The 25,391-nt window shown below is 44.1% G+C and carries 27 protein-coding genes; 25 read left to right on the forward strand and 2 right to left on the reverse strand.

Annotated features, from left to right (window positions below; translation table 11 throughout):
- Positions 1–177: 177 nt before the first annotated feature.
- Entirely contained in the window at positions 178–1,431 is a 1,254-nt protein-coding gene (gene glyA, locus WDV74_RS04740) for a serine hydroxymethyltransferase (protein WP_338884926.1), read from the forward strand.
- Between the two features lie 86 nt (positions 1,432–1,517).
- On the forward strand, positions 1,518–2,759 hold the full coding sequence (locus WDV74_RS04745) for a 3-phenylpropionate MFS transporter (protein WP_338884927.1): 1,242 nt from the start codon (positions 1,518–1,520) through the stop codon (positions 2,757–2,759).
- A gap of 86 nt (positions 2,760–2,845) precedes the next feature.
- On the opposite strand, the gene suhB is transcribed toward WDV74_RS04745, so the two are convergent.
- A complete protein-coding gene (gene suhB / locus WDV74_RS04750; protein WP_338884928.1) occupies positions 2,846–3,649 on the reverse strand; it encodes an inositol-1-monophosphatase in 804 nt (267 codons plus the stop codon).
- Between the two features lie 125 nt (positions 3,650–3,774).
- On the opposite strand from suhB, the gene trmJ reads away from it, so the two are divergent.
- The 23 genes from trmJ to der all read left to right on the forward strand — a co-directional run bounded on the left by trmJ (position 3,775) and on the right by der (position 23,574).
- Positions 3,775–4,506, forward strand: a complete 732-nt coding sequence (trmJ, locus tag WDV74_RS04755) for a tRNA (cytosine(32)/uridine(32)-2'-O)-methyltransferase TrmJ (protein ID WP_338884930.1) — start codon at positions 3,775–3,777, stop codon at positions 4,504–4,506.
- 299 nt (positions 4,507–4,805) lie between these two features.
- On the forward strand, positions 4,806–5,306 hold the full coding sequence (iscR, locus tag WDV74_RS04760) for a Fe-S cluster assembly transcriptional regulator IscR (protein WP_338884932.1): 501 nt from the start codon (positions 4,806–4,808) through the stop codon (positions 5,304–5,306).
- A 63-nt stretch (positions 5,307–5,369) separates the two neighbouring features.
- A complete protein-coding gene (locus WDV74_RS04765; protein WP_338884934.1) occupies positions 5,370–6,584 on the forward strand; it encodes an IscS subfamily cysteine desulfurase in 1,215 nt (404 codons plus the stop codon).
- Between the two features lie 24 nt (positions 6,585–6,608).
- Positions 6,609–6,995, forward strand: coding sequence for a Fe-S cluster assembly scaffold IscU (iscU, locus tag WDV74_RS04770; protein WP_074019771.1), 387 nt, complete (start codon positions 6,609–6,611; stop codon positions 6,993–6,995).
- A 77-nt stretch (positions 6,996–7,072) separates the two neighbouring features.
- On the forward strand, positions 7,073–7,396 hold the full coding sequence (gene iscA / locus WDV74_RS04775) for an iron-sulfur cluster assembly protein IscA (RefSeq protein ID WP_189759906.1): 324 nt from the start codon (positions 7,073–7,075) through the stop codon (positions 7,394–7,396).
- 42 nt (positions 7,397–7,438) lie between these two features.
- Positions 7,439–7,960, forward strand: a complete 522-nt coding sequence (gene hscB, locus WDV74_RS04780; RefSeq protein ID WP_338884935.1) for a co-chaperone HscB — start codon at positions 7,439–7,441, stop codon at positions 7,958–7,960.
- A gap of 66 nt (positions 7,961–8,026) precedes the next feature.
- On the forward strand, positions 8,027–9,874 hold the full coding sequence (gene hscA, locus WDV74_RS04785; protein ID WP_338884937.1) for a Fe-S protein assembly chaperone HscA: 1,848 nt from the start codon (positions 8,027–8,029) through the stop codon (positions 9,872–9,874).
- Positions 9,875–9,877: 3 nt separating this feature from the next.
- Positions 9,878–10,213 carry an ISC system 2Fe-2S type ferredoxin gene (gene fdx / locus WDV74_RS04790; RefSeq protein WP_074023187.1) on the forward strand — a complete coding sequence of 112 codons (336 nt, stop codon included), beginning with the start codon at positions 9,878–9,880 and terminating at the stop codon, positions 10,211–10,213.
- Between the two features lie 14 nt (positions 10,214–10,227).
- A complete protein-coding gene (gene iscX / locus WDV74_RS04795; RefSeq protein WP_189759909.1) occupies positions 10,228–10,422 on the forward strand; it encodes a Fe-S cluster assembly protein IscX in 195 nt (64 codons plus the stop codon).
- Positions 10,423–10,552: 130 nt separating this feature from the next.
- Complete coding sequence (gene pepB, locus WDV74_RS04800; protein WP_338884939.1) at positions 10,553–11,848, forward strand: aminopeptidase PepB; 1,296 nt, start codon at positions 10,553–10,555, stop codon at positions 11,846–11,848.
- Between the two features lie 101 nt (positions 11,849–11,949).
- Positions 11,950–12,378, forward strand: coding sequence for an enhanced serine sensitivity protein SseB C-terminal domain-containing protein (locus tag WDV74_RS04805; protein ID WP_338884940.1), 429 nt, complete (start codon positions 11,950–11,952; stop codon positions 12,376–12,378).
- 103 nt (positions 12,379–12,481) lie between these two features.
- On the forward strand, positions 12,482–13,045 hold the full coding sequence (locus WDV74_RS04810; RefSeq protein ID WP_338884941.1) for a DUF2975 domain-containing protein: 564 nt from the start codon (positions 12,482–12,484) through the stop codon (positions 13,043–13,045).
- A gap of 8 nt (positions 13,046–13,053) precedes the next feature.
- Positions 13,054–13,260: a helix-turn-helix transcriptional regulator gene (locus WDV74_RS04815; protein ID WP_338884942.1), complete on the forward strand. Its 207-nt coding sequence runs from the start codon at positions 13,054–13,056 to the stop codon at positions 13,258–13,260.
- Positions 13,261–13,317: 57 nt separating this feature from the next.
- Positions 13,318–13,641: a hypothetical protein gene (locus tag WDV74_RS04820; protein ID WP_338884943.1), complete on the forward strand. Its 324-nt coding sequence runs from the start codon at positions 13,318–13,320 to the stop codon at positions 13,639–13,641.
- 428 nt (positions 13,642–14,069) lie between these two features.
- Positions 14,070–14,498 carry a nucleoside-diphosphate kinase gene (gene ndk / locus WDV74_RS04825; RefSeq protein WP_273559463.1) on the forward strand — a complete coding sequence of 143 codons (429 nt, stop codon included), beginning with the start codon at positions 14,070–14,072 and terminating at the stop codon, positions 14,496–14,498.
- 220 nt (positions 14,499–14,718) lie between these two features.
- A complete protein-coding gene (locus WDV74_RS04830; protein WP_338884944.1) occupies positions 14,719–15,897 on the forward strand; it encodes a bifunctional tRNA (adenosine(37)-C2)-methyltransferase TrmG/ribosomal RNA large subunit methyltransferase RlmN in 1,179 nt (392 codons plus the stop codon).
- A gap of 71 nt (positions 15,898–15,968) precedes the next feature.
- On the forward strand, positions 15,969–16,388 hold the full coding sequence (locus WDV74_RS04835) for a fimbrial assembly protein (RefSeq protein WP_338884946.1): 420 nt from the start codon (positions 15,969–15,971) through the stop codon (positions 16,386–16,388).
- Between the two features lie 105 nt (positions 16,389–16,493).
- A complete protein-coding gene (gene rodZ, locus WDV74_RS04840; protein WP_338884947.1) occupies positions 16,494–17,513 on the forward strand; it encodes a cytoskeleton protein RodZ in 1,020 nt (339 codons plus the stop codon).
- A gap of 91 nt (positions 17,514–17,604) precedes the next feature.
- Positions 17,605–18,726, forward strand: a complete 1,122-nt coding sequence (ispG, locus tag WDV74_RS04845) for a flavodoxin-dependent (E)-4-hydroxy-3-methylbut-2-enyl-diphosphate synthase (RefSeq protein ID WP_338884949.1) — start codon at positions 17,605–17,607, stop codon at positions 18,724–18,726.
- 103 nt (positions 18,727–18,829) lie between these two features.
- A complete protein-coding gene (gene hisS, locus WDV74_RS04850; protein WP_338884951.1) occupies positions 18,830–20,107 on the forward strand; it encodes a histidine--tRNA ligase in 1,278 nt (425 codons plus the stop codon).
- Positions 20,108–20,121: 14 nt separating this feature from the next.
- Positions 20,122–20,742, forward strand: coding sequence for a YfgM family protein (locus WDV74_RS04855; protein ID WP_338884952.1), 621 nt, complete (start codon positions 20,122–20,124; stop codon positions 20,740–20,742).
- Between the two features lie 16 nt (positions 20,743–20,758).
- Positions 20,759–21,931 (forward strand): outer membrane protein assembly factor BamB, encoded by a 1,173-nt coding sequence (bamB, locus tag WDV74_RS04860; protein ID WP_338884954.1) that lies wholly within the window; start codon positions 20,759–20,761, stop codon positions 21,929–21,931.
- A 149-nt stretch (positions 21,932–22,080) separates the two neighbouring features.
- Positions 22,081–23,574 carry a ribosome biogenesis GTPase Der gene (gene der, locus WDV74_RS04865; protein ID WP_338884955.1) on the forward strand — a complete coding sequence of 498 codons (1,494 nt, stop codon included), beginning with the start codon at positions 22,081–22,083 and terminating at the stop codon, positions 23,572–23,574.
- A 311-nt stretch (positions 23,575–23,885) separates the two neighbouring features.
- Here der and WDV74_RS04870 read toward each other — a convergent pair whose 3' ends face one another.
- Positions 23,886–25,346, reverse strand: a complete 1,461-nt coding sequence (locus WDV74_RS04870) for an amidase (protein ID WP_338884957.1) — start codon at positions 25,344–25,346, stop codon at positions 23,886–23,888.
- Between the last annotated feature and the right edge of the window lie 45 nt (positions 25,347–25,391).

The raw sequence follows: 25,391 nt of genomic DNA on the forward strand, positions 1-25,391 counted from the left end.
AATCATTAGTGAAACAACAGGTTATTTAGCTTCTATTGGGTTACCAGGGTGGAGTGCAAACGTTTGCGTAATTTATTTTGTCAAGACTATCTCATTCGATAAAAAGAGTTTACACTGTGTGCCATTCTGGCCCTCAGGGGTATTTTTTTAGAGATGTAGCTGAGTCAGGAGAACCAAATGTTAAAGCGTGAAATGAATATTGCGAATTACGATCCCGAACTGTGGCAAGCGATGGAACAGGAAGTTTGTCGTCAAGAAGAACACATTGAATTGATTGCTTCTGAAAACTACACCAGCCCAAGAGTAATGCAGGCACAAGGCTCTCAGCTGACTAACAAGTATGCGGAAGGTTATCCGGGTAAACGTTACTACGGTGGCTGTGAGTATGTTGATGTGGTTGAGCAGCTTGCGATTGACCGCGCAAAAGCGTTGTTTGGTGCAGATTATGCTAATGTCCAGCCACACTCTGGTTCTCAGGCAAATGCTGCGGTGTATATGACACTGCTAAAACCCGGCGATACGGTTTTAGGGATGAATCTGGCGCACGGTGGCCATCTGACTCACGGCTCCCCAGTTAACTTCTCTGGCAAACTTTATAATATCGTGCCTTATGGTATTGATGAAAATGGCAAAATCGATTACGACGATATTCGTAATCAAGCGCAAAAACATCAGCCTAAAATGATCATCGGCGGCTTTTCTGCTTATTCTGGTGTTGTCGATTGGGCGAAGATGCGTGAAATTGCGGATGAAATCGGTGCCTATCTGTTCGTTGACATGGCTCACGTAGCAGGTCTGGTGGCCGCAGGGGTTTATCCAAACCCAGTGCCTCATGCACACGTTGTCACAACCACAACGCACAAAACATTGGCTGGCCCACGTGGCGGCTTGATTTTGGCGAAGGGTGGTGATAAAGAGTTTTACAAGAAACTAAATTCCTCTGTTTTCCCTGGTTCCCAGGGTGGTCCGTTGATGCACGTTATTGCTGGTAAGGCAGTTGCATTGAAAGAAGCGATGGAGCCTGAATTCAAAGCCTACCAACACCAAGTTGCTAAGAACGCGAAAGTGATGGTAGACGTATTCCTGCAACGCGGTTACAAAGTGGTTTCTGGAGAAACCGAAAACCATTTGTTCTTGCTGGATTTGGTGGACAAAGACATTACGGGTAAAGATGCTGATGCGGCCTTGGGACGTGCCAATATCACCGTGAACAAAAACAGCGTACCTAATGATCCACGCAGCCCATTCGTCACTTCTGGTATTCGTATCGGCACGCCTGCAATTACCCGCCGTGGTTTCAAGGAAGCAGAATCCCGTGAGCTGGCTGGCTGGATGTGTGATGTGCTGGATAATATCAATGATGAAGCAATCATTGAAAGTGTTAAGCAAAAGGTATTAGATATCTGCGCAAAATATCCGGTTTACGCATAATTTAAATAAAATTTAGTTTAGTAATAAACCCGACTCATAACGTCAGTTTTGAGCGGGTTTTTTGTATCAAAAACGGGGGCATTTGGATGGTTGTTCCATCGACATTTTGGTTAGGCTTGGGCTATTTCACCTATTTTTTTTCTTACGGTATATTCTTGCCTTTTTGGTCTGTCTGGTTAAAAGGTGAAGGCATTGATGCCTCAATGATAGGGATCTTGCTAGGTGTTGGAATGGTAGCTCGCTTTGTCGGCAGTTTGGTTATCTCTCCTACGGTAAAAAACCCCGCTAAATTAATTAACGCATTACGTCTTCTCTCATTATTGGCCTTGCTTTTTGCCATTGGCTTTGTATTTGGTAGCCATTGGGCATGGCTTTTCTTTATCATGGTTGGTTTCAATTTATTCTTCTCACCATTAGTCCCCTTATCAGATGCTTTAGCGGGAACATGGCAAAAGCAGTTTACGTTTGATTATGGCAAGGTAAGGGTTTGGGGTTCGATTGCATTTGTTATTAGTTCTTCGTTGGCAGGCATATTGATGTCTGCCAATGGGATCAATTTCTCAATCAGTAGCCTGAATGTTGACTGGAATATATCGTTTGATCGTTTGAATAATTGGATCGGTCATGAGTTATTCGGTACACACCATATCATTCTTGCTTTCTTGCTATTCAGTGTTACCGCCATGTTATTGGGTATGATGTTGAAACCCTCCATCATGCCAGTAGGTAAGATTAAAGCTGCCAATATTAATGCTGTTTCTTTTAAAGAACTCTTATCTGAAAAATCAGTGTGGCGGTTTTTACTCTGTGTCACTTTATTGCAGGCCGCCCATGCGGGATATTACAGTTTTGGTTCCATTTATTGGGAGCAAGCGGGTTATTCCTCATCAACCATTGGTTATCTCTGGTCCTTGGGTGTAGTGGCTGAAGTTGTTGTCTTTACTTTTAGTAAACAATTATTTCGTCGTTGGAGTGCCCGTAATTTACTATTGTTGTCGGGGATTTGTGGTGTCGTTCGTTGGGGGCTTATGGGAACCTCAACCGAGTTACCAGTGTTGATTATTATTCAAATCCTGCATTGTGGTACTTTTACTGTTTGCCATTTGGCCGCGATGCGTTTTATTGGCGCCAGAAAGGAAAACGAAATTATCCGGTTGCAAGCAACTTACTCTGCTTTAGCGATGGGGGGCGGTATTGCTGTCATGAGTATGGTTGCCGGCTTCATGTATGAGCAGATAGGAAGTGGTATATTTGGGGTGATGGCACTGGTTGTTTTGCCCGCCCTATTCCTGAGACCAAAAGTTGAAGCCCATTCACTTTCGCGCTAATAAAAAAACGAAGATAAGAAAAAGGGCACCCGATAGGTGCCCTAAAAATAACATTGCTCAAATTATATTTATTCAATAATAACGAATTAACGTTTTAATGCTTCAGTCAATTCTTCACGCATTTCAGACAGAATGTCTTTAACGATACGTGGGCTACCTGCAACGATATTGCCAGAGCTGACATAGTTATGGCCACCAACGAAATCGGTGACAATACAACCTGATTCACGTACCAGCAATTCACCACCCAGGAAATCCCAAGGTTTTAAGCCAATTTCAAAGAAACCATCGACACGTCCGGCAGCAACATACGCCATATCCAGTGCTGCCGAACCTGTGCGACGGAAATCTGCACAACGTTCAAATAATTTACCCAGTACATTCATGTAAGGGATAGTGTGTTGCTTAGCTTTGAATGGAAAACCTGTCGCAAGGATAGTGCCGTCCAGATCACGGGCATTAGCGCCACGCAGACGATAACCGTTCAATTGAGCGCCTTGGCCACGAGTTGCACTGAACAGTTCATTGCGCATTGGATCGTAAACCACAGACACTTCTGTGCGGCCTTTAATGCGTACGGCAATGGAAACAGCAAAATGAGGAAGACGTTTAATAAAGTTGGTGGTGCCATCCAGTGGATCGATAACCCATTGGAAGTCATCTTCTTCTCCTATGTGATCACCACTTTCTTCGGTGATAATCGTATGTTTAGGGTAAGATTTACGGATGATGTCAATGATCAGCTTCTCTGCTTCACGATCAACATTGGTAACGAAATCATTACTGCCTTTTTGACTTGCTTCAACAGCATCAGGAGTTTCGTAGCTTTTGGCAATGTAGTTGCCGGCCTTACGCGCAGCGCGTATAGCGATGTTTAGCATCGGATGCATGGGGTATCTTCCACCAGGATTTTAAAGAACGGGAAATAAATTGGCGCGCATTATAGCAGTAGTTCGTCAAAATGACTAATGCTGTGTTAAGATATTCGGCTCTTATACTGAATTTAAAAGCCGTCATGTTAGAGAATATCCGCATTATTCTGGTAGAAACCTCCCATACGGGGAACATGGGATCAACCGCCAGGGCCATGAAAACCATGGGATTGACCAACCTGTATCTGGTGAATCCCATTGTCCAACCTGATTCTCACGCTATCGCACTTTCAGCCGGTGCAAGTGATGTTATCGGCAATGCAACGATTGTGAATTCGTTGGATGAAGCATTGGCCGGGTGTGAGTTAGTCATTGGCACCAGTGCCCGTTCCCGAACCCTATCCTGGCCGATGGTGGAGCCACGTGAATGTGGTGAACGTTGTGTCGAAACTGCCAGCCACTCGCCAGTTGCTATTGTCTTTGGCCGTGAACGTGTTGGCTTGACTAACGAAGAGTTGCAAAAGTGTAATTATCACCTTTATATCCCAACTAACCCAGAATATGGTTCATTGAATTTAGCAATGGCGGTTCAGTTGGTTAGCTATGAAATTCGCATGGCATACCTTGCGGCTCAGGAGTTAAAAGAAGCAACGTCTCCAGAGCATGAAGTAGAGTATCCCCCTGTCGAAGACATGGAGCGTTTTTATCAGCACCTTGAACAGGTATTGAAAGAGTCCGGTTTTATTCGCAAAGCGCATCCGGGCCAGATAATGAATAAATTAAGACGTCTTTACACTCGTGCCCGGCCAGAAACCCAAGAGCTGAATATCCTGCGTGGTATACTGACTTCCATGGAAAAGTGGGATAGAAAATAAATTGGTACAGTATACCCATCTAACTTCAAGATGTGTGTGGTTTCATATAGTGTGTAAATTGCAACTTGAAGTTTAATGCAGATAAAAACTGTAGCAGAAAGTAACAGGAAGCAGTCGCTAGAAAATACAATGTAATGGGAAAATAGGTAACTGGACAATAGCGGAAAACAGTCGGGATAGGTAAGTGAAAAAGTAAAAGAGCGTCAAATAATAGTTGAGTGAATTACTCGGTTAAATAGTTGACTAAAATACTCAGGAATGCCACAATTTCAACCATATTTCACCACGGAGTTTTTGTTATGAGACTGACATCAAAAGGACGTTATGCGGTAACAGCCATGCTAGATGTGGCGTTGCATTCACAAGAAGGGCCGGTGCCGTTAGCCGATATTTCTGAACGTCAGGGTATTTCTCTTTCCTATCTTGAGCAGTTGTTTTCCCGCCTGCGTAAAAATGGTCTGGTTTCTAGCGTCCGTGGTCCAGGTGGCGGCTATTTATTGGGTAGAGATGCCGGTAAAATTTTCGTTGCTGAAGTGATTTCAGCGGTTGATGAATCTGTTGATGCCACTCGTTGTCAGGGGCGAGAAGGTTGTCAAGGCGGTGATCGGTGTTTGACCCATGCTTTGTGGCGTGACCTCAGTGATCGCATCACGAGCTTCCTGAGTAGTATCAGTTTAAAAGAATTAGTGAATAACCAAGAAGTATTGGATGTTGCTGATCGTCAAGACGGCGATAAGCGTCGTACCCCTGGCCCTAACGGCAGACTTCAAGAGACGATTAACGTTAATCTGCGTGCGTAACTTGCGGCAAATACTTGTGTGGCAATGAAAAGTATTAAAAATGTCTTACGGAGCATGTGAGCAATGAAATTACCCATTTATTTGGACTATTCAGCAACAACACCAGTCGATCCACGTGTTGCTGAAAAGATGATGAATTATTTGACTATTGACGGCGTCTTCGGTAACCCAGCTTCCCGTTCACACCGTTTTGGTTGGCAGGCTGAAGAAGCGGTTGATATTGCGCGCAATCAAATTGCTGACTTAGTAGGCGCGGATCCACGTGAAATTGTGTTCACTTCCGGTGCGACAGAATCAGATAACCTGGCAATTAAAGGTGCTGCAAAATTTTATCAGAAGAAAGGCAAGCACATTATTACCAGTAAAACTGAGCATAAAGCGGTTTTAGATACTTGTCGTCAGCTGGAGCGCGAAGGTTTTGAGATCACGTATCTGGCGCCAATGAGCAATGGCCTGATTGATCTGAAAGAGTTGGAAGCGACCATGCGTGAAGACACCATTCTGGTTTCTATCATGCACGTTAACAACGAAATTGGTATTGTTCAGGATATCATGACTATTGGTGAATTATGCCGCAGTCGTGGCATTATTTTCCATGTTGATGCAACCCAAAGTGTTGGTAAAGTGCCTGTCGATCTCAGCCAGCTAAAAGTGGATTTGATGTCCTTTTCTGCCCATAAACTTTATGGCCCGATGGGGATTGGTGCGCTGTATGTTCGTCGTAAGCCTCGCGTACGCATTGAAGCTCAACAACATGGTGGTGGTCATGAACGCGGTATGCGTTCAGGTACATTGCCTGTTCACCAGATTGTTGGCATGGGTGAAGCTTACCGTATCGCGAAAGAAGAGCTGGAATCAGAGGCAGAACGCCTGCGTGGTTTACGTCTGCGTTTGTGGAACGGTATTAAAGATATTGAAGAAGTTTACCTGAATGGTGATTTGGAACAGGGAGCGCCACACATTCTGAATGTCAGCTTCAACTATGTTGAAGGTGAGTCATTGATGATGTCATTGAAAGATCTGGCAGTATCTTCTGGCTCGGCATGTACTTCAGCGAGTCTGGAGCCTTCCTATGTCCTGCGCGCACTGGGTATGAATGATGAACTGGCGCACAGTTCTATTCGTTTCTCTTTGGGGCGTTTTACCACAGAAGAAGAAATAGACTATGCAATCAAACTGATCCACAACGCGATTGGTCACTTGCGTGATCTTTCTCCATTGTGGGAAATGTTCAAGCAAGGTGTGGATCTTAGCACCATCGAATGGTCTCATCATTAATCAGACGGTTTCAGGAGTAACGATATGGCTTACAGCGACAAAGTAATTGATCACTATGAAAACCCACGTAATGTTGGTTCATTCGATAACGAAGATCCAACAGTGGGTAGTGGCATGGTAGGAGCACCCGCTTGCGGTGACGTCATGCGACTGCAAATCAAAGTCAACGATGAAGGTATCATTGAAGACGCACGTTTCAAAACCTATGGCTGTGGCTCGGCCATTGCATCCAGTTCTTTGGTAACAGAATGGATGAAAGGTAAATCGTTGGAACAGGCTGAGGCAATTAAAAACACGCAAATTGCTGAAGAATTAGAACTGCCACCAGTGAAAATCCATTGCTCTATTTTGGCAGAGGATGCTATCAAAGCGGCTATCGCTGATTACAAGAGCAAGCGCCAAGCCAAATAATTTTTCATAAAAAGAACATAATTCTGGTGGATATTGTAGCAATATCCACCTTTACGAGTTTTAAAGTGAGGTGTTGTATGTCAATTTCCGTGACAGAAAGTGCAGCCCAACGTATTTTGGCTTTTCTGACCAATCGAGGAAAAGGTGTCGGGTTGCGCTTGGGAGTGAGAACATCCGGCTGCTCTGGTATGGCATATGTGCTTGAATTTGCTGATGCAGTAAATGAAGAAGATCAGGTTTTCGAAGATAAGGGCGTGAAAGTCATCGTTGACGGTAAAAGCATCATTTATCTTGATGGTACTGAGTTGGATTTCGTTAAAGAAGGTCTGAATGAAGGCTTTAAATTCAACAACCCCAATGTTTCCAGCGAATGCGGTTGTGGAGAAAGTTTCCACGTTTAATCCCATTTTTTGACCCGCATTTTGCGAAACTAAGAGTAACTTATGGACTATTTTGCTTTATTTGGGCTGCCTGCACGTTATGCGATTGATCGCGAACAGTTGGTGACCCGTTATCAGGAATTGCAACGCCAGTTTCACCCTGATCGTTTTGCCAACCAGCCAGAACGTGAAAAAGCGCTGGCACTCCAACAAGCTGCTACCATTAATGATGGTTATCAGACACTCAAACATCCCCTGAAACGCGCAGAATACATGCTTTCTCAGCAAGGGTTTGATCTATCCAACGAACAGCACACGATGCAGGATACGGCTTTTTTGATGCAGCAGTTGGAATTGCGTGAAGAGCTTGATGCCATTGAACATCGTGCAGATTCAGAGGCAGCCTTGAACGATTTTTCCTCTCGCTTGCATAAAATGATTAAAACACGCAGTGAGCAGATGGAACAGCAACTCAATGCTGCCGAATGGTCAATTGCAGCTGATACCGTCCGTAAGTTACGCTTTCTGGATAAATTGCAACAGCAGGTTGAACAACTGGAAGAGCGGTTGTTGGATGATTTTTAGCGGATTTTTGGCTGAATGCATTTCAGTTGAGTAAATTTCGGCTGATATAGATTTATAGGGGCACATATGGCTTTATTACAAATCAGCGAACCAGGTTTATCTGCCGCACCGCACCAGCGCCGACTGGCTGCAGGGATTGATCTTGGCACAACTCACTCTCTGGTTGCGACCGTCCGTAGTGGCCAGGCGGAAACATTGGCAGACAGTGATAACCGTCACTTACTTCCTTCTGTTGTACAGTATCGTAAAGAAGAGATTCAAGTTGGTTGGCAGGCGCGTCAACAGGCTGCGTCTGATCCTGCCAATACAATCAGTTCAGTCAAGCGGATGATGGGACGATCTTTGGCTGACGTTCAACAGCGTTATCCTAACCTGCCATATCAACTTCAGGCCAGTGAAAATGGTTTGCCATTGATCAATACTGTGGCGGGGCTGGTAGATCCTATTCAGGTTTCTTCTGAAATATTGAAATCGTTGGCGCAACGGGCAGAAGAAACCTTGGATGGTAAACTTGATGGTGTTGTGATCACAGTGCCTGCTTATTTCGACGATGCTCAGCGTCAGGGCACTAAAGATGCTGCTCGTTTAGCGGGCTTGCATGTTCTGCGTCTCTTGAATGAACCTACTGCGGCAGCCATTGCTTATGGTCTTGATTCCGGTCAGGAGGGGATAATCGCTGTTTACGATCTTGGTGGCGGAACATTTGATATTTCTATTCTTCGCCTTAGCCGAGGCGTGTTTGAAGTGCTGGCAACAGGGGGAGATACCGCCCTTGGTGGTGATGATTTTGATTCGTTGTTAGCAAATTGGATACGTGAGCAGGCTGGGATCAGTGATAACGGCCACGGATTACAGCGTCAATTGCTGGATGTTGCTACCCAAACCAAAATTGCCTTGAGTGAAGCTGAGAGCGCGGAAATCAATATAGCTAACTGGCAGGGCAGCATTACTCGTACCGAATTTAACGAATTGATTGCCGCTTTGGTCAAACGTACATTACTCTCCTGCCGTCGGGCGCTGAAAGATGCAGGTGTAACGATTGACGAGGTTTTGCAGGTCGTCATGGTTGGTGGTTCAACGCGCGTGCCGTTGGTACGCAGCATGGTGGGAGAATTCTTCGATCGCGAACCATTAACGTCTATCGATCCAGATAAAGTTGTCGCAGTGGGTGCTGCAATTCAGGCCGATATTCTGGTGGGTAACAAACCAGATAGCGAAATGCTGTTACTTGATGTTATCCCGCTGTCACTTGGCTTAGAGACAATGGGAGGGTTGGTTGAAAAAGTCATTCCACGTAATACCACCATTCCCGTTGCTAAAGCGCAAGAATTTACCACTTTTAAAGATGGTCAAAGTGCGATGAGCGTTCATGTGGTGCAGGGCGAGAGAGAACTGGTTAGTGATTGCCGTTCACTGGCGCGTTTCACACTGCGTGGTCTTCCGCCATTACCGGCTGGTGGTGCACACATTCGTGTGACCTTCCAGGTCGATGCGGATGGCTTGCTAAGTGTCAGTGCATTAGAAAAATCCACGGGTGTTGAGGCTTCCATTCAGGTGAAACCTTCCTATGGTTTGTCGGATGAAGAAATTGCCCATATGCTCAAAGATTCTATGTCTAATGCACAGGAAGATGTTCAGGCACGCAAATTAGCTGAACAGAAAGTAGAAGCCGCTCGAATGCTGGAAAGTTTAACCAGTGCATTGGAAAAAGATGCAGATTTGCTGGATCAAGAAGAGCTGGCGGCGATTGATGCTGCTGCACATGTATTAATTGAAAGTGCTCAGGGAACCTCCCCTGAGGCAATTGAAAGTGCAATAAAACAACTGGACAAGCAAACGCAAGAATTTGCAGCACGCCGTATGGATACATCAATCCGCCGGGCTTTGGCGGGTCATTCTGTGGATGAGATTTAATATATGCCGAAAATTGTGTTTTTACCTCATAACGAACTTTGTCCTGAAGGGGCAGTCTTGGAAGCAAAGGAAGGCGAATCCATTCTGGATGTTGCATTACGTAATGGCATTGAGATTGAACATGCCTGTGAAAAATCCTGTGCGTGTACCACTTGTCACTGTATTGTCAGGGAAGGCTTTGACTCACTGGAAGAAAGCTCTGAACTGGAAGATGACATGTTAGATAAAGCATGGGGTTTGGAGCCTGAAAGCCGTTTGAGCTGTCAGGCTAAAGTTACCGATGAGGATTTAGTCGTTGAAATCCCCAAATACACCATTAACCATGCGCGCGAACACTGACAGGAGAACAGAAAATGAAATGGTCTGACAGTCGTGATATTGGTGAAGCACTGTATGATAAATTTCCTGATTTAGATCCAAAAACAGTGCGTTTCACCGACATGCATGAATGGATTTGTGAGCTGGAAGGTTTTGATGACGATCCACAGAAATCCAACGAAAAAATACTGGAAGCTATTTTGTTGGTGTGGCTGGACGAATATGAATAACGTGCAATTTCACCGATTCTTGCTCAATAGCTTGGCATAGTGTGTATTTAGTGGAAAACTGGCGATTGCCAGTTTTTTTATAAACCCTCACTGTGTAACAGTGAACAAATAAGATAAGAAGTGAGAAAAAATGACAAAACAAATCATGCCTATAACACTGTCTTATGAGCCAGCTAACGCTTGCTGGGGTGAAAAAGCACTAATTAGTTCAAATGAGCAAGGGATCACAATCCATTTGGAAGGCAATGGCAAGCTGGGCGCAATTCAACGTGCCGGGCGTAAAATTGACGGACAAGGAATTCGCAATATTGCTTTAGTGGGTGATGGCTGGGATCTGGAAAAAAGTTGGTCATTTTGGCTGGGCTTCCGTTCACCTAAAGGATTACGCACAATTGAATGGCCACAACTCCCTGCGGTGGAAAAACAGGAACTAGAAAGAAGGATCAAATTCATTGACTGGGTGCGTGATACCATCAACCTTCCAGCAGAAGATTTGGGGCCAGACCAGCTTGCTCAAAGAGCTATTGATTTATTGCGTGGAGTAGCGGGTGATGCCGTTAGTTATCGTATTATCAAAGGAGATGAGTTGCGTAAACAGGGATATGCAGGGGTATATACCGTTGGCCGTGGCTCTTCTCGTGATCCTGTGTTCCTGGCATTAGACTTCAATCCAACAAAAGATGCAAAAGCACCTGTCTTCGCCTGCCTGGTTGGTAAAGGCATTACTTTCGATTCCGGTGGATACAGCATCAAACCTTCTCATTTCATGGACTCTATGAAATCAGATATGGGGGGATCAGCGACATTAACAGGAGCACTGGCTCTGGCAATCAGTCGAGGCTTAAAACATCGTGTAAAACTGTTCCTGAGTATTGCAGATAATATGGTGAGTAGTAATGCGTTCAAATTGGGCGATATCATTCACTACCGCAATGGTAAAACGGTTGAAGTGATGAATACGGATGCGGAAGGGCGTCTGGTTCTGGCTGATGGTTTGATTGATGCTAGTGCAGAAAAAGCACAACTTATTATTGATGCTGCTACGTTGACTGGCGCAGCGAAAACAGCAGTAGGAAATGATTACCACTCAGTATTGGGTTTTGATGATCAACTGGTATCTGATTTAATGGCTGCGGCCAATAATGAAAATGAATTGTTCTGGCGTTTACCGCTGGCTGAATTCCATCGTAACCAGCTACCATCCAACTTTGCTGATCTGAACAACATTGCGTCACCGGCACATTCGGCAGGAGCAAGTACCGCAGCAGCATTTTTGTCGCACTTTGTTGAAAATTACAAAAAAGGTTGGGTGCATATTGACTGTTCAGCAACTTACCGTAAATCCGCTGTTGAACAGTGGGCGGCGGGTGCAACGGGATATGGTGTACGTACCATTGCCAATTTATTGCTGACAAAAGCGAAATAAACTGAAATATCTTGCTTAATAGCTCCTCTTCTTATGGGGAGCTATTATTGAATTTTTCGATGACCTTATCTTCAATTTAAACAGTACCATCGGAGATTTTCATGAACTTATTAAATGGATCTATCGCTACTGAAATAGAGGTTCCTGGCGGAAGTCTCATTACTCTAAGCCAGCCAGAAGAACAGCCAACTCAGCTTATTGAGTCATTAATTGAATTATTTAAACAACATAAACCTGTTCGACAGGCTTTTTTAATTATGGCCCATGATAAGAATATAGATGAAAAACCCAATGTATTAATTGGCTTGGAATTCAGTGTGACACTGGCAGAAAACGAAATTAATTTGTTAATTCAAGAAGCGGGTGAACTAGCTTGCAAATATCTTGATGAAGAGGAATCTGTCGATTTTTGCCTGCTTGATGAACAAGAAGGAGGCATCAGCCATTTCTTGATTCATCATACCCAACCCTTTTATCAGCGAAAATTAGGTAGCTGGTTGCGTGATACTATCCCGATTGTTAATCAATAACGACTTGAGGATGGACATAAGATTAGTGTTTTAGATTAAAAAATTATTGTTTTACGATAATTTTGATCTATAATTCGATCATGTTAACTAATGAGACACAAACATGATGCCCTCTGGAAAACTGACACGAATAACGACACTCAGCTTGGTGATGTCCAGGTTATCTTTGTTAATTATCATCCTAATGATGGTGATTAATATTTTTAGTTGGCTGGATCCAAAACTCATTTTGGGAAGATATGGATTAGGTTTTTCTTTAACTGAAAGGATATTATCCAACTTTGACAGGGATACGTTTACTGCATGGAAATTAACCGGAGGAATATTGATATCGACGATCCCACTATTATCATTGGTTGGTAGTTTTTTGGCTTTTCATCGATTATTTGGCAATTATAGAAAAGGAGATTATTTCTCCAAACGCACGGTTAAATATTTGGAGTATGCGGGTTGGGGCGTTATTTTATGGAGTATTTTAGATATTCTTTGCCAGCCAGTATTAACATTATGGTTAACAATAGGAGCACCAGTAGGTGAACGCCTTATCTCATTGAGTTTAACGACCGGTCATTTTGTCGCTATTTTCATTTCAGTTTGCCTGGCTATTATTTCACGTATTCTTTATCAAGCATGTGATATATATGATGAAAATCAGAGTATTGTATAGGAGATACCGTGGCAATTCTTATCAATTTGGATGTGATAATGGCGAAACGAAAAATTAAATCTAAAGATTTAGCACAAGTTATTGGCATTACTGAACAGAACCTTTCTTTGCTAAAAACAGGAAAAATTAAGGGGATTCGATTTTCTACCTTAAATGCCATTTGCCAATATTTAGAATGCCAGCCGGGAGATATATTGGAATTCAAAGACGATTAGAGCAAGTAAATAGCGTAGTGGTTATTATTAATTCAACGTAAACAGTGAGGAAAAAAGATGAAAAATTTTTCATATGTTTTGCTGCTGGGGGCATTTTATATACCTGCTTCGTTTGCTGATACCTCAATAACTAATAGTCAAAAAATAACAGATCAGGGATCTCCTCGCCAGGGAGTACTAAGAGAGTGTACTGATCTATTACCAACGGGGCACAAATATACTATCAGTATTATTGGTACGTCAGATAAAACCAGCCAAGATCCTAAAGAAAAGTTCACCGGAGAATTTATCGTTTCTGATGAAAGTAAACAAGATATAAGCAAAGAAAGGGCTGACGAAATTAAGCCTTTTATTCAATGTGTAACAGAGAAGGTTTTATAATTGTCATTGAGTGAAAAACACGAATTCAATGATCCTGGTCAGTATGCCTGTTTGGGAATTCATCGCCTGAACGGGCATTATTTTATAAAATGGTTATTTCATCGTGTATACCAATCTCACTTCAAGATGCGTGTGATTTCTTTCCGCGAAGCGGGGAGAAATCAGGTTTCATAGCGTGTTGTAAATTGCAACTTGAAGTTTAATGCGTATATAACGAAGCGAAAATGTGATTTATGCTAAAAAATGATATTTTCGCTAAGAAAGTTTTAATAAAATGTTATGTTTTTTGTAGGCAAGCAGAAACTCTCCTCCTATAATCAACGCCTATTTTTATTCCTGTCAGATACAGGGTAGAGCAGCCCTTCAGTTTTGTTTAGGGCGTAAAAATTAAAATGAATCATCGCTGAAAGTGCCAAAGAGGTTACGCAATGACAATTGAACGTACTTTTTCCATTATTAAACCCAACGCCGTGAAGAAAGATGCTATCGGTTCTATCTATGCCCGCTTTGAAAGTGCTGGGTTTAAAATTATCGCCGCCAAAATGTTACATTTGACGCGCGAACAGGCGGAAGGTTTTTATGCTGAACACAAAGGCCGCCCTTTCTTTGATGGTTTGGTGGCGTTCATGACCTCTGGCCCAATTATGGTACAGGTTCTGGAAGGTGAAAATGCCGTTCAACGTCACCGCGATCTGATGGGGGCTACCAATCCTGATAATGCGTTGGCTGGCACTCTGCGTGCAGATTATGCCGACAGCTTTACTGAAAATGCGGTTCACGGTTCAGACTCTCCTGAATCTGCAAGTCGTGAAATAGCTTACTTTTTCAGTGACGATGAAATCTTCCCACGTTTTTAAAGTTCTTCACTTAAGTAGCATATAAATAGTAAAGTTTGTACAATGATGCGCCCCACTGATTTGGTTCAGCGGGGCGTTTATTATTTTATTTCAATGTCCATTCAATATGGCTCTGATTAAAAGAGAGAATGAACATTGAATTGGCAGTCACCGCATGAAAACTTAATGCTGAAATCAGATCAGCATAGAGCCGAAAGTGTAACAACGAGGCGATGTAACAATGTCCCAACTTAACGAAACCGTACCACCTGCAACTTCCGCCGTATCCGTCACGCCTGAAAAGAAAAACGGTAAAGTCAATTTGCTCGATCTTAACCGTAAACAAATGCGTCAGTTTTTTGTCGATATGGGAGAGAAACCTTTTCGTGCCGATCAGGTTATGAAATGGATTTACCATTATTGCTATGACGATTTTGAGCAGATGACCGATATCAACAAAGTGCTCCGGGCAAAATTGCAACAACTTGCTGAAATCAAAGCCCCTGAAGTTGCAGAAGAGCAACGCTCTGCTGATGGCACAATCAAATGGGCGATTACTGTCGGTGATCAACAGGTTGAAACGGTTTATATCCCAGAAGATGATCGTGCGACACTGTGTGTTTCATCTCAGGTGGGGTGTGCTTTAGAGTGTAAATTTTGTTCTACGGCTCAGCAGGGCTTTAACCGTAATCTGCGAGTTTCCGAGATTATTGGTCAGGTTTGGCGTGCTGCCAAGATTATAGGATCACTGAAATCCAGTGGTCGTCGCCCCATTACCAACGTAGTGATGATGGGAATGGGGGAACCATTACTCAATTTGAATAATGTCGTGCCAGCAATGGAAATCATGATGGATGACTTTGGCTTTGGTTTGTCGAAACGCCGTGTAACATTGTCAACGTCTGGTGTTGTTCCTGCGCTGGATAAACTGGGGGATATGATCGATGTTGCACTGGCAATTTCCTTACATGCACCCACTGACGACATTCGTGATGAAATTGTGCCAATTAACCGCAAGTACAATATTGAAGAGTTTCTGGCGGGAGTACGCCGTTACCTGACAAAATCCAATGCTAACCAGGGACGTGTGACAGTGGAATATGTGATGCTTGATCATGTCAACGACAGCGTTGAGCAGGCTCATCAGTTAGCCGAATGCCTGAAAGATACTCCCAGCAAGATCAACCTGATCCCGTGGAACCCGTTCCCAGGTGCACCTTATGGGCGCAGCTCAAATAGCCGCATTGATCGTTTTGCCAAGGTCCTAATGGGATACGGTTTTACAACCATTGTGCGTAAAACGAGGGGAGATGATATTGATGCTGCATGTGGGCAGCTTGCCGGTGATGTCATTGACAGAACCAAGCGAACCATGAAAAAACGCCTTGCAGGTGAACCTATTCAGGTAAAAACAGTCTAATTTTTTGTTTAATATCGATTAATGGCTAAAAATCTGGCAAAGTTTAACATATCCTTATAAATGAAGATGGTATGATACGGAAATCAATAATTTGGTCTATAGTTTGTTTTGGCCTGCTAACGGGGTGTGTGGAACAATCAACGCATCGCACTCATCAGGTTGTTGCCATAGATACACGATTGCAGCTAGGGAGAGCTTATTTGGCGGAACGAAATTTATTGGCCGCTAAATATCATTTTCAAAAAGTCCTGCTGGCGGAGCCTCATCATCCAGAGGCACATTTAGGCATGGCGCTGCATGAACAATATGCAGGCCATCCTGAAACCGCCAGTCAGCATTATAGAATGGCTATGCAGTATGCAGCTGAAAGTGATACCGTAGTGTATCACTACCATATTTTTCTTTGTGAACAGAAGCAGTATGAAAAAGCTGAGCAGTTGATCATGAAAAATATGAAAAGTAACACCGGCCGTTATAGCTGTGATAAATGATTTTCTGCGGCCAACGTAGTATTTGGATGATTTCGCTACACAAATTAAATGAATATCAATTTGTGTAAATTCTTTAACCCAGAACAGTACCAGTATCCCTTGCTAATGAAGACTGAAACTTACCCAGAAGAAGCCAATCTGACAACAGGTCAGATTCTGCGTCAAGCTCGTGAAAAACATGAGCTTTCTCAGCAAACTGTGGCAGATCGCTTGTGTCTTAAACTGTCCACTGTTCGTGATATTGAAGAAGATAATATCCCGTCAAATATTTCACCAACATTTCTTCGTGGTTATATTCGCGCCTATGCAAAATTAGTTCAGGTGCCTGAATCTGAAATCTTGAGTACCCTGGATAAACAGATCCCTTCCAAGGCCATAAAAACGGCACCTATGCAAAGTTTTTCAGCAGGAAAAAAACGCAAGAAACGTGACGGTTGGTTAATGAAAATAACATGGGTTGTTATTGTTGTATTGCTGGGAATGACATTCCTGTGGTGGTGGCAGAACTATAAAGTACAACAAACAGAACTGTCTTCAATGGCCACACAATCAAATGCCCAGGATAACCAGGTAACAGGTTCTGAAAATGATCGACTGGCGCCAAGTGCTGGGGAAAATAATGTAGCGCCGCTTAAAGAAAATCAAGCCGAAGCGACTGCTCAATCTGATGTTTCCCAGGCGAAAACATCGCCGACAGAGGCGAATGACACAGCAGGAAACAGCAAGGCTCCAGAGCCTCCCGGCGCGCCGGTATCCACAGAAGCAAATCAGCCTGCAACCAATGTAACGCCAGAAAATGCGGCTGCTTCTGCCAATACAGAGGCGGCGAATAGTACTGTTGTGAGCCCGTCATCGACTGATGTAAATAGTATCAGTACTGCGAACAACGATGAATTAGTGATAGATTTCAGCGGTGAGTGTTGGCTGGCCGTCAAAGATGCTAAAGGTAAGATGTTGTTTAGTGGCATAAAAAAGAAAGGGGATAGCCTAAAACTTTCCGGGAATTTACCTTACTCAGTGAATATTGGCGCACCTGCTAAGGTTAAAGTCCAGTTCCGAGGAAAGCCCGTGGATCTCAGTTCTTTTGTGAAGAAAGGTGTCACGGCTAAACTGACACTGAAATAAATGCCTTAACCGTTTTGGCATAGTTATTCACCACAGCATAGTTGTAATTCTTATAAACAAAAATACAGGGATGTAGGGGAGTAATGTAAAAATGCATAATGAATCACCGATAAAAAGACGTCAATCTACACGTATTTATGTCGGTAATGTTCCTGTCGGGGATGGCGCACCGATTGCAGTGCAATCAATGACTAACACACGAACAACTGATGTTGAAGCAACAGTCAACCAAATTAAGGCGTTAGAGCGTGTGGGTGTTGATATCGTTCGGGTGTCTGTTCCAACAATGGATGCAGCCGAAGCATTCAAGTCCATCAAACAACAAGTTAATGTCCCTCTTGTTGCCGATATTCATTTCGATTACCGCATTGCATTGAAAGTTGCAGAATATGGTGTTGACTGTCTGCGCATCAATCCTGGCAATATTGGTAACGAAGAGCGTATTCGTCAAGTTGTGGATTGTGCCCGCCACAACAACATTCCGATTCGCATTGGGGTTAATGGTGGATCACTGGAAAAAGATCTACAGGAAAAATATGGTGAACCCACACCAGAAGCGTTAGTTGAATCAGCAATGCGTCATGTGGATATTCTTGATCGCCTAAACTTCGACCAATTTAAGGTCAGCGTCAAGGCCTCTGACGTTTTTCTGGCGGTTGGTGCATACCGTTTACTGGCGCAACAAATTGATCAACCGCTGCATTTGGGAATTACGGAAGCAGGCGGAGCCCGTGCTGGTGCGGTGAAATCATCGATTGGCCTTGGCATTTTGTTGTCAGAAGGAATTGGCGATACGTTGCGTATTTCGTTGGCCGCAGATCCAGTGGAAGAAGTTAAAGTCGGTTTTGATATTCTGAAAGCATTGCGGATCCGTTCACGGGGCATTAATTTCATTGCCTGTCCAACTTGTTCGCGCCAGGAATTTGACGTTATCGGTACGGTTAACGCGCTTGAGCAGCGTCTTGAAGACTTAATCACCCCGATGGATGTTTCCATCATTGGGTGTGTCGTGAATGGTCCTGGGGAAGCAGAGGTTTCAACGCTTGGCGTAACGGGTGCTAAAACAAAAAGCGGCTTTTATGAAGATGGTATTCGTCAAAAAGAGCGTTTTGACAATAACAATTTGATTGATCAACTTGAGGCGAAAATTCGGGCGAAGGCAGCTATTCTTGATGCTAAAAACCGAATCAGCATCAATCAGCTTGATGAGTAAGTTATTGGGGATATAAGCATATAGATTTGCTTGCAGATTGAACCTTGCAAGTATTCGCTTTTATAATCGGTGGCATTGTATAAATATTAATAAGAGATAAAACGTGGCAAAAAATATCCCAGCTATTCGTGGCATGAACGACTGCCTTCCTGCTGAAACAGCCATCTGGCAACGAGTTGAATCTACGGTAAAGCGTGTGCTGTCAGGTTACGGTTTTAGCGAAATTCGGACACCGATTGTAGAGCAGACCCCGTTATTCAAACGTGCAATTGGGGAAGTCACTGATGTTGTCGAAAAAGAGATGTATACCTTTGACGATCGCAATGGTGAAAGCTTGACCCTGCGCCCAGAAAATACCGCAGGATGTGTTCGTGCCGGTATTCAGCATGGTCTGCTGTACAATCAGGAACAGCGCTTATGGTATATCGGACCTATGTTCCGTTATGAACGTCCACAAAAAGGCCGTTACCGTCAATTCCATCAATTAGGCGCTGAAGTGTTTGGCTTACAAGGGCCAGATATTGATGCTGAACTTATTTTAATGACAGCACGTTGGTGGCGCGAGCTTGGCATTGCTGATCACGTTACACTTGAATTGAACTCAATAGGCTCATTAGAAGCCCGTGCCAATTATCGTGAGGCGCTGGTGGCATTCCTTGAACAACATAAAGAGAAATTGGACGAGGATTGTCAACGCCGCATGTATACCAATCCCCTGCGTGTATTGGACTCTAAGAACCCTGAAATTCAGCAACTTCTGAATGATGCACCGGCGCTGTTTGATTATCTTGATAGCGAATCAAAACAGCACTTTGATGGACTGTGTCAGCTACTTGACAGCGCCGGGATCAAATACCGCATCAACCAGCGTCTGGTTCGCGGCCTTGATTATTATAACCGTACAGTTTTTGAGTGGGTGACATCCGCGTTGGGTGCGCAAGGAACCGTCTGTGCTGGTGGTCGCTACGATGGTTTGGTTGAACAATTGGGGGGTAAGGCAACACCAGCGGTTGGTTTTGCCATGGGCATGGAGCGTATGGTCCTGTTGGTGCAAGAGGTCAATCCTGACTTTGTTGCTGATTTGGCCGTTGCTGATGTTTATTTTTCTTCCTTTGGTGAAGGTAGCCAGCAAGCGGCATTGATATTGGCCGAAAAAATTCGTGATCAACTGCCAGAATTACGTCTGATGACCAATCATGGCGGCGGTAACTTTAAGAAACAGTTGACGCGTGCGAGTAAACATGGTGCCAAAGTTGCCTTGATTCTGGGAGAAGATGAAATTCAGGCAGGCAATATTACAGTGAAAGATTTACGCAACGGCGAACAAGAAACCTTGTCACAACAAGCGATCGCAGTGCGTCTGAGCGAACTGTTAGGCTAAGGAGATAAACTCTAATGCAAGTCTATTCCACAGAAACTGAACAAGTTGACGCAATGAAGCGTTTTTTCTCTACCAATGGTAAATACCTTGCTATTGGTCTGGTGCTGGGCATTGGTGCTTTGTTGGGTTGGCGTTACTGGCAGACTCATCAAACCAACCAATTACATAATACGGCAGTAGTATTTGAAGAGTTGAACAAATCACTGGCGTCGGGGTCGAAAGAAAATGTTGTTGCCGTAGAAAAGTTCGCTGATGAGACGAACAATGTCTACGGTGTTATGGCTGATCTGGAACTGGCAAAACAGGCTATTGCTCAGAATGATCTGGCTCAGGCAGAGAAAAATTTGCTAGCGGCATCCGGTAAAGCCAAAGATGGGAATATGCAAGCATTGTCTAACCTTCGTCTGGCTCGGATTCAATTGGCAGAAGACAAAACAGATGTTGCATTGAAAACGCTGGATTTGGTCAAAGGCAAAGGCTGGCAAGTTATGGTTGAGGATATTCGTGGGGATATCCTGGCTAAAAAAGGGGATATTGCTGGCGCACGTGCAGCCTATTCCACAGGGCTTGGACTTGATGGCCCGCAGGTAATTAAGGATTTTATGAAAATCAAACTTAATAATTTATCCAACTAAGGGAGCCAACTTCATAATGCAGCTGCGAAAAACACTCTTGGTTGGGCTGGTTGCTTCTGTTCTGCTGGCAGGTTGTTCAAGTGAACAGGATACGGTAACAATGTCACCGTTACCGAAGGTTGAAAATCAATTCAAACCTCGCATCGTTTGGGATAAGTCCGTTGGGAGTGGTACGGGAGAGTATTACTCTCATTTATCACCAACCTGGCAGGGTTCAACAGCTTATTTTGCTGACCGTAATGGTGTTGTTAAAGCATTTGATATAGACAGCGGCAAAGAGATATGGGCAACGGATCTGTCAGAAAAAGCAGGTTTATTGTCATCCCGTTTGCCAGCGATGCTTTCTGGTGGTTTGACTGTATCCGGTAATCGCCTGTATGTCGGAACAGAAAAAGCAAAAGTCATCGCACTGGATACAACGAATGGTAAGGTTGAATGGGAATCAACGGTCGCTGGCGAGGCGTTATCCCGTCCGGTAGTGAGTGATGGTTTTGTCTTGATCCATACCGGTAATGGTATGTTGCAGGCATTAAACGAAACGGATGGTCATATTGCCTGGTCAGTTAACCTGGATACACCTTCGTTATCCGTTCGTGGTGAATCCGCTCCTGCCGTAGCCTATGGTGCAGCTATTGTCGGTGGTGACAATGGCCGTATTAGTGCGGTGTTGTTGTCTGAAGGGCAACTGATTTGGCAACAACGTATTTCTCAAGTCACAGGTTCTACCGAAATAGATCGCCTGAATGATGTCGATATGACCCCGGTTATTTCTGACAATGTTATTTACGCGATTGCTTATAACGGCAATTTGGTGGCAATGGATATGCGTTCAGGCCAGATCATCTGGAAACGTGATCTTGGCTCAGTGCATGATATGGTGGTCACTGACAGCAACATTTTCATTGTTGATCAAGATGATCATATTTTGTCCTTGCGCAAGAGTGATGGTGTGACATTATGGTCGCAAAATGATCTCTTGCACCGTAACCTGACAGCCCCAGAAATGTACAATGGTTATCTGGTTGTTGGTGATGCTGAAGGTTACTTGCATTGGTTGAATATGGCTGATGGCAAATTTGTAGCGCAGAATAAGGTTGATAGTTCTGGTCTGTTGAGTCGTCCGGTAGTTGCCAGCGATAAACTGATGTTACAAGCGAAGGATGGGACAGTTTATCTGTATACCCGTTAACTTCGAACGTGTTTAAATAACACGGAATTATACGGCTCCTGGACAATAAACAGGGGCCGTTTCGTCTTTTTAGTATCTTGTATCTTGCAGTGGTGAAAGTTGCTTTCAGCAGGATATCGATTTAAATCTAGTCATGAGGCATCAAGAAAATGATACCTGTCGTTGCGCTGGTTGGGCGCCCCAATGTTGGAAAATCCACCTTATTTAACCGATTAACCCGAACCAGAGATGCGCTGGTAGCGGATTTCCCTGGCTTAACCCGTGATCGTAAGTATGGACGGGCAGAGGTTGAAGGGCAGGAATTCATCATCATTGATACGGGTGGTATCGATGGTACAGAAGAAGGCGTAGAAACGCATATGGCTACGCAATCTCTGATGGCCATAGAAGAGGCGGACATTGTTCTGTTTATGGTTGACGCCAGATCGGGATTGATGCCTGCTGACCATGCGATTGCCAAGCATTTGCGTAGCCGTGAAAAAGCAACCTTTCTGGTGGCGAATAAAACCGATGGTATCGATATTGATACCTCGATAGCTGAGTTTTATTCACTCGGTTTAGGGGATGTTTATTCCATCGCGGCTTCCCATGGTCGTGGGGTGACCCAACTGATTGAACGTGTGTTGTTGCCATATTCTGATAAAGAAGAAACGGAACAAGTTGAGTTAACTGAGGAAGAAGCTAACGCGGCTTATTGGGCCGAAATGGAGCAAGCCGAATTGGATGCTTCTGTTGAACAGGAAAAAGAGGAGGAGGCATTTGATCCTACAACATTGCCTTTGAAACTTGCGATTGTTGGCCGCCCCAATGTGGGTAAATCCACATTAACCAACCGTATCCTCGGTGAAGAGCGTGTTGTCGTTTATGATATGCCAGGTACAACCCGTGACAGCATTTATATTCCTATGGAGCGTGATGGCCGTGAATATATTTTGATTGATACAGCGGGTGTGCGTAAGCGTGGAAAAGTCACTGAAACAGTTGAAAAATTCTCTGTGATTAAAACGCTCCAGGCGATTGAAGATGCCAATGTTGTATTGCTGGTAGTGGATGCCCGCGAAGGCATTTCTGATCAAGATCTCTCTCTACTTGGTTTTATCCTTAACAGTGGCCGTTCCCTGGTTATCGCCATCAATAAATGGGATGGCATGAGTCAGGAAGATAAAGATCACGTTAAGGATATACTTGAGTTGCGTTTGGGGTTTGTTGATTTTGCCCGTATTCACTTTATTTCTGCGCTGCATGGCAGTGGTGTTGGGAATTTATTTGAATCAATTCTGGAAGCCTATGAAAGTGCCACCCGTCGCGTTAGTACGTCCTTATTGACCCGTATCATGCGTATGGCAGAAGATGATCACCAGCCGCCAATGATCCGTGGTCGTAGGGTGAAAATGAAATATGCCCATGCCGGTGGATATAACCCACCTATTGTGGTTATCCATGGTAATCAGGTCACAGATTTACCTGATTCCTATAAGCGTTATTTGATGAATTATTTCCGCCGCTCTTTGAAGGTGATGGGAACACCTATCCGCATCCAATTTAAAGAAGGGGCTAACCCTTATGCGGATAAGAAAAATACATTAACAGCATCTCAGCTCCGTAAACGTAAGCGTTTAATGGAACATCTGAAAAAGCGGTAATTGTTTAAAAATATTGATATAAATGAAAGGGCTATTCTTAGCCCTTTATTATTTTCTGTATTTAAAGAATAGCTTAACCATCATAAAAACAGAATATACCAGCCTAACTTCAAGATGCGTGTGATTTCTCCCCGCTCCGCGGGGAGAAATCAGGCACATTATTTAACGTAGAAATACCGCTTGCAGCTTAATGACTGAGACGGTATCTGAGCTTTGTGCTTAAAAAGGGAACTAAAGTATCTCAGGCATGCATTGTATCGTGCTGTCTGTGATCGCGAGTTTTTGCCCGTCTGCATCGGCTAGTCCTTTTGTTAAAAAGCCAAAGGACTTAACTTGTCAAACCATGGCTTTGCTTGCTCCAATTGAAAGGCTAGCCGGAATAACACATCTTCACGCCCTGCATCGGCTGCAAATTGTACGCCAATAGGTAAGTTATCTTTGTTCCAGTACAAGGGGACTGACATGGCGGGTTGCCCGCTAGCGTTAAAATATGGCAAGAATGCCGTAAATTGCAGTGTATCGGAACGATGAGTCACATAGTCCCGATTTGCCGCATAACGACCGATTTCAACGGGAGGAGAGGTAAGTGTAGGGGTTAGAAGTACATCATAATTTTGCATGAAAAATCCAAGTTTGCGGCCAATTTGATGTATCAGTGCAACAGCATCGGTGTAATCTACAGCTGAATGTTTTTTTGCAAAATCAATTGCAGTGAAAATGGATATTTCCAGAAGGTCAAGATTAGGTGCCGTATTATGCATGGCGCAACCTGCCCGCACGGCTTGTGCAATGCTTGCCGCAACGATCAGGCGCATGGCATGGCCAAAGTCCGCATAATTAATATCAGGCAATTCTGTCGGCATGATATGATGACCCAATGTTTCACACAATTTCGCAGCATCTTCAACGGCTGCAAGGCAATCGGTGTGAACGGGTAATCCGGAAGGGGATTTCGTCACCAGACCTATGCGTAATGGCTGAAGTTCTGTCTTATTTAAATCCTGATAGCGACCTGTAAAAATAGGTGCACAGTAGGGAGCCCCGATGTCCCTACCATGTGTCGCATCCAGAACAGCTGCACTGTCACGTACTGACCTCGAAATGACGTGTTCCACGCCAAGACTGCCCCAGCCTTCACCTGCAATCGGTCCTGTTGGATTGCGCATTCGGGTTGGTTTAAGACCGAAGAGACCACAGCATGAGGCGGGAATTCGGATGGAACCGCCCCCATCAGAAGCATGGGCGACTGGCAAGATACCGGCCGCGACTGCCGCCGCCGCCCCGCCTGAAGATCCGCCTGAAGAAAGAGCGGTATTCCAAGGATTGCGCGTTGGTTCTCCATAAAAAAGAGCTTCAGTCGTGCAGTTCGCACCAAATTCAGGTGTCTTAGATCGCCCGAAAAAATTAAACCCAGCTTTGCGAAGACGCAAGGCCAATTCATTATCTTGACTGCTTTTATCGCCTTTAAAAAGGCGTGATCCATTGGTGAGGGTAAATCCTTTTGCCGTTATGCCGAGGTCTTTCAGCAGCATTGGAACGCCAAGGAACTGACCCTTGAGTGTTTCCTTGTTCGATTGCAGGGTTTGGTGCATTTGCTTTGCCTGATCGCGCGCCAAGTCGAGTTCAGACCAGCATACGGCATTGATCGTAGGCTGGATCCGTTCCATCTGGGTAATGGCGGCATCCAACAGTTCTTCCGGGGTTATTTTGCCCTTTCGTACAAGTTCTCCAAGACTCAAACCGTCATGCTGAATATAGTCTTCATGCTTCATGAAATCCCCCCCCCGATTCTGCTCTGCTAATCGGTGCAAGCGCTT

Source organism: Xenorhabdus sp. TH1, from assembly GCF_037260955.1.
Taxonomy (GTDB): Bacteria; Pseudomonadota; Gammaproteobacteria; order Enterobacterales; family Enterobacteriaceae; genus Xenorhabdus; species Xenorhabdus griffiniae.

Excerpts from the sequence above, each read along its gene's own strand:
- der (WP_338884955.1), top strand. The coding sequence starts at position 22,081 with ATGATACCTGTCGTTGCGCTGGTTGGGCGCCCCAATGTTGGAAAATCC.
- WDV74_RS04810 (WP_338884941.1), top strand. The coding sequence starts at position 12,482 with ATGATGCCCTCTGGAAAACTGACACGAATAACGACACTCAGCTTGGTG.
- iscX (WP_189759909.1), top strand. The coding sequence starts at position 10,228 with ATGAAATGGTCTGACAGTCGTGATATTGGTGAAGCACTGTATGATAAA.
- WDV74_RS04820 (WP_338884943.1), top strand. The coding sequence starts at position 13,318 with ATGAAAAATTTTTCATATGTTTTGCTGCTGGGGGCATTTTATATACCT.
- iscA (WP_189759906.1), top strand. The coding sequence starts at position 7,073 with ATGTCAATTTCCGTGACAGAAAGTGCAGCCCAACGTATTTTGGCTTTT.
- suhB (WP_338884928.1), bottom strand. The coding sequence starts at position 3,649 with ATGCATCCGATGCTAAACATCGCTATACGCGCTGCGCGTAAGGCCGGC.
- trmJ (WP_338884930.1), top strand. The coding sequence starts at position 3,775 with ATGTTAGAGAATATCCGCATTATTCTGGTAGAAACCTCCCATACGGGG.
- WDV74_RS04855 (WP_338884952.1), top strand. The coding sequence starts at position 20,122 with ATGCAAGTCTATTCCACAGAAACTGAACAAGTTGACGCAATGAAGCGT.
- pepB (WP_338884939.1), top strand. The coding sequence starts at position 10,553 with ATGACAAAACAAATCATGCCTATAACACTGTCTTATGAGCCAGCTAAC.
- WDV74_RS04830 (WP_338884944.1), top strand. The coding sequence starts at position 14,719 with ATGTCCCAACTTAACGAAACCGTACCACCTGCAACTTCCGCCGTATCC.
- iscU (WP_074019771.1), top strand. The coding sequence starts at position 6,609 with ATGGCTTACAGCGACAAAGTAATTGATCACTATGAAAACCCACGTAAT.
- hscB (WP_338884935.1), top strand. The coding sequence starts at position 7,439 with ATGGACTATTTTGCTTTATTTGGGCTGCCTGCACGTTATGCGATTGAT.
- iscR (WP_338884932.1), top strand. The coding sequence starts at position 4,806 with ATGAGACTGACATCAAAAGGACGTTATGCGGTAACAGCCATGCTAGAT.
- hscA (WP_338884937.1), top strand. The coding sequence starts at position 8,027 with ATGGCTTTATTACAAATCAGCGAACCAGGTTTATCTGCCGCACCGCAC.
- WDV74_RS04765 (WP_338884934.1), top strand. The coding sequence starts at position 5,370 with ATGAAATTACCCATTTATTTGGACTATTCAGCAACAACACCAGTCGAT.
- WDV74_RS04835 (WP_338884946.1), top strand. The coding sequence starts at position 15,969 with ATGATACGGAAATCAATAATTTGGTCTATAGTTTGTTTTGGCCTGCTA.
- WDV74_RS04870 (WP_338884957.1), bottom strand. The coding sequence starts at position 25,346 with ATGAAGCATGAAGACTATATTCAGCATGACGGTTTGAGTCTTGGAGAA.
- WDV74_RS04805 (WP_338884940.1), top strand. The coding sequence starts at position 11,950 with ATGAACTTATTAAATGGATCTATCGCTACTGAAATAGAGGTTCCTGGC.
- bamB (WP_338884954.1), top strand. The coding sequence starts at position 20,759 with ATGCAGCTGCGAAAAACACTCTTGGTTGGGCTGGTTGCTTCTGTTCTG.
- fdx (WP_074023187.1), top strand. The coding sequence starts at position 9,878 with ATGCCGAAAATTGTGTTTTTACCTCATAACGAACTTTGTCCTGAAGGG.
- ndk (WP_273559463.1), top strand. The coding sequence starts at position 14,070 with ATGACAATTGAACGTACTTTTTCCATTATTAAACCCAACGCCGTGAAG.
- WDV74_RS04745 (WP_338884927.1), top strand. The coding sequence starts at position 1,518 with ATGGTTGTTCCATCGACATTTTGGTTAGGCTTGGGCTATTTCACCTAT.
- ispG (WP_338884949.1), top strand. The coding sequence starts at position 17,605 with ATGCATAATGAATCACCGATAAAAAGACGTCAATCTACACGTATTTAT.
- glyA (WP_338884926.1), top strand. The coding sequence starts at position 178 with ATGTTAAAGCGTGAAATGAATATTGCGAATTACGATCCCGAACTGTGG.
- rodZ (WP_338884947.1), top strand. The coding sequence starts at position 16,494 with ATGAAGACTGAAACTTACCCAGAAGAAGCCAATCTGACAACAGGTCAG.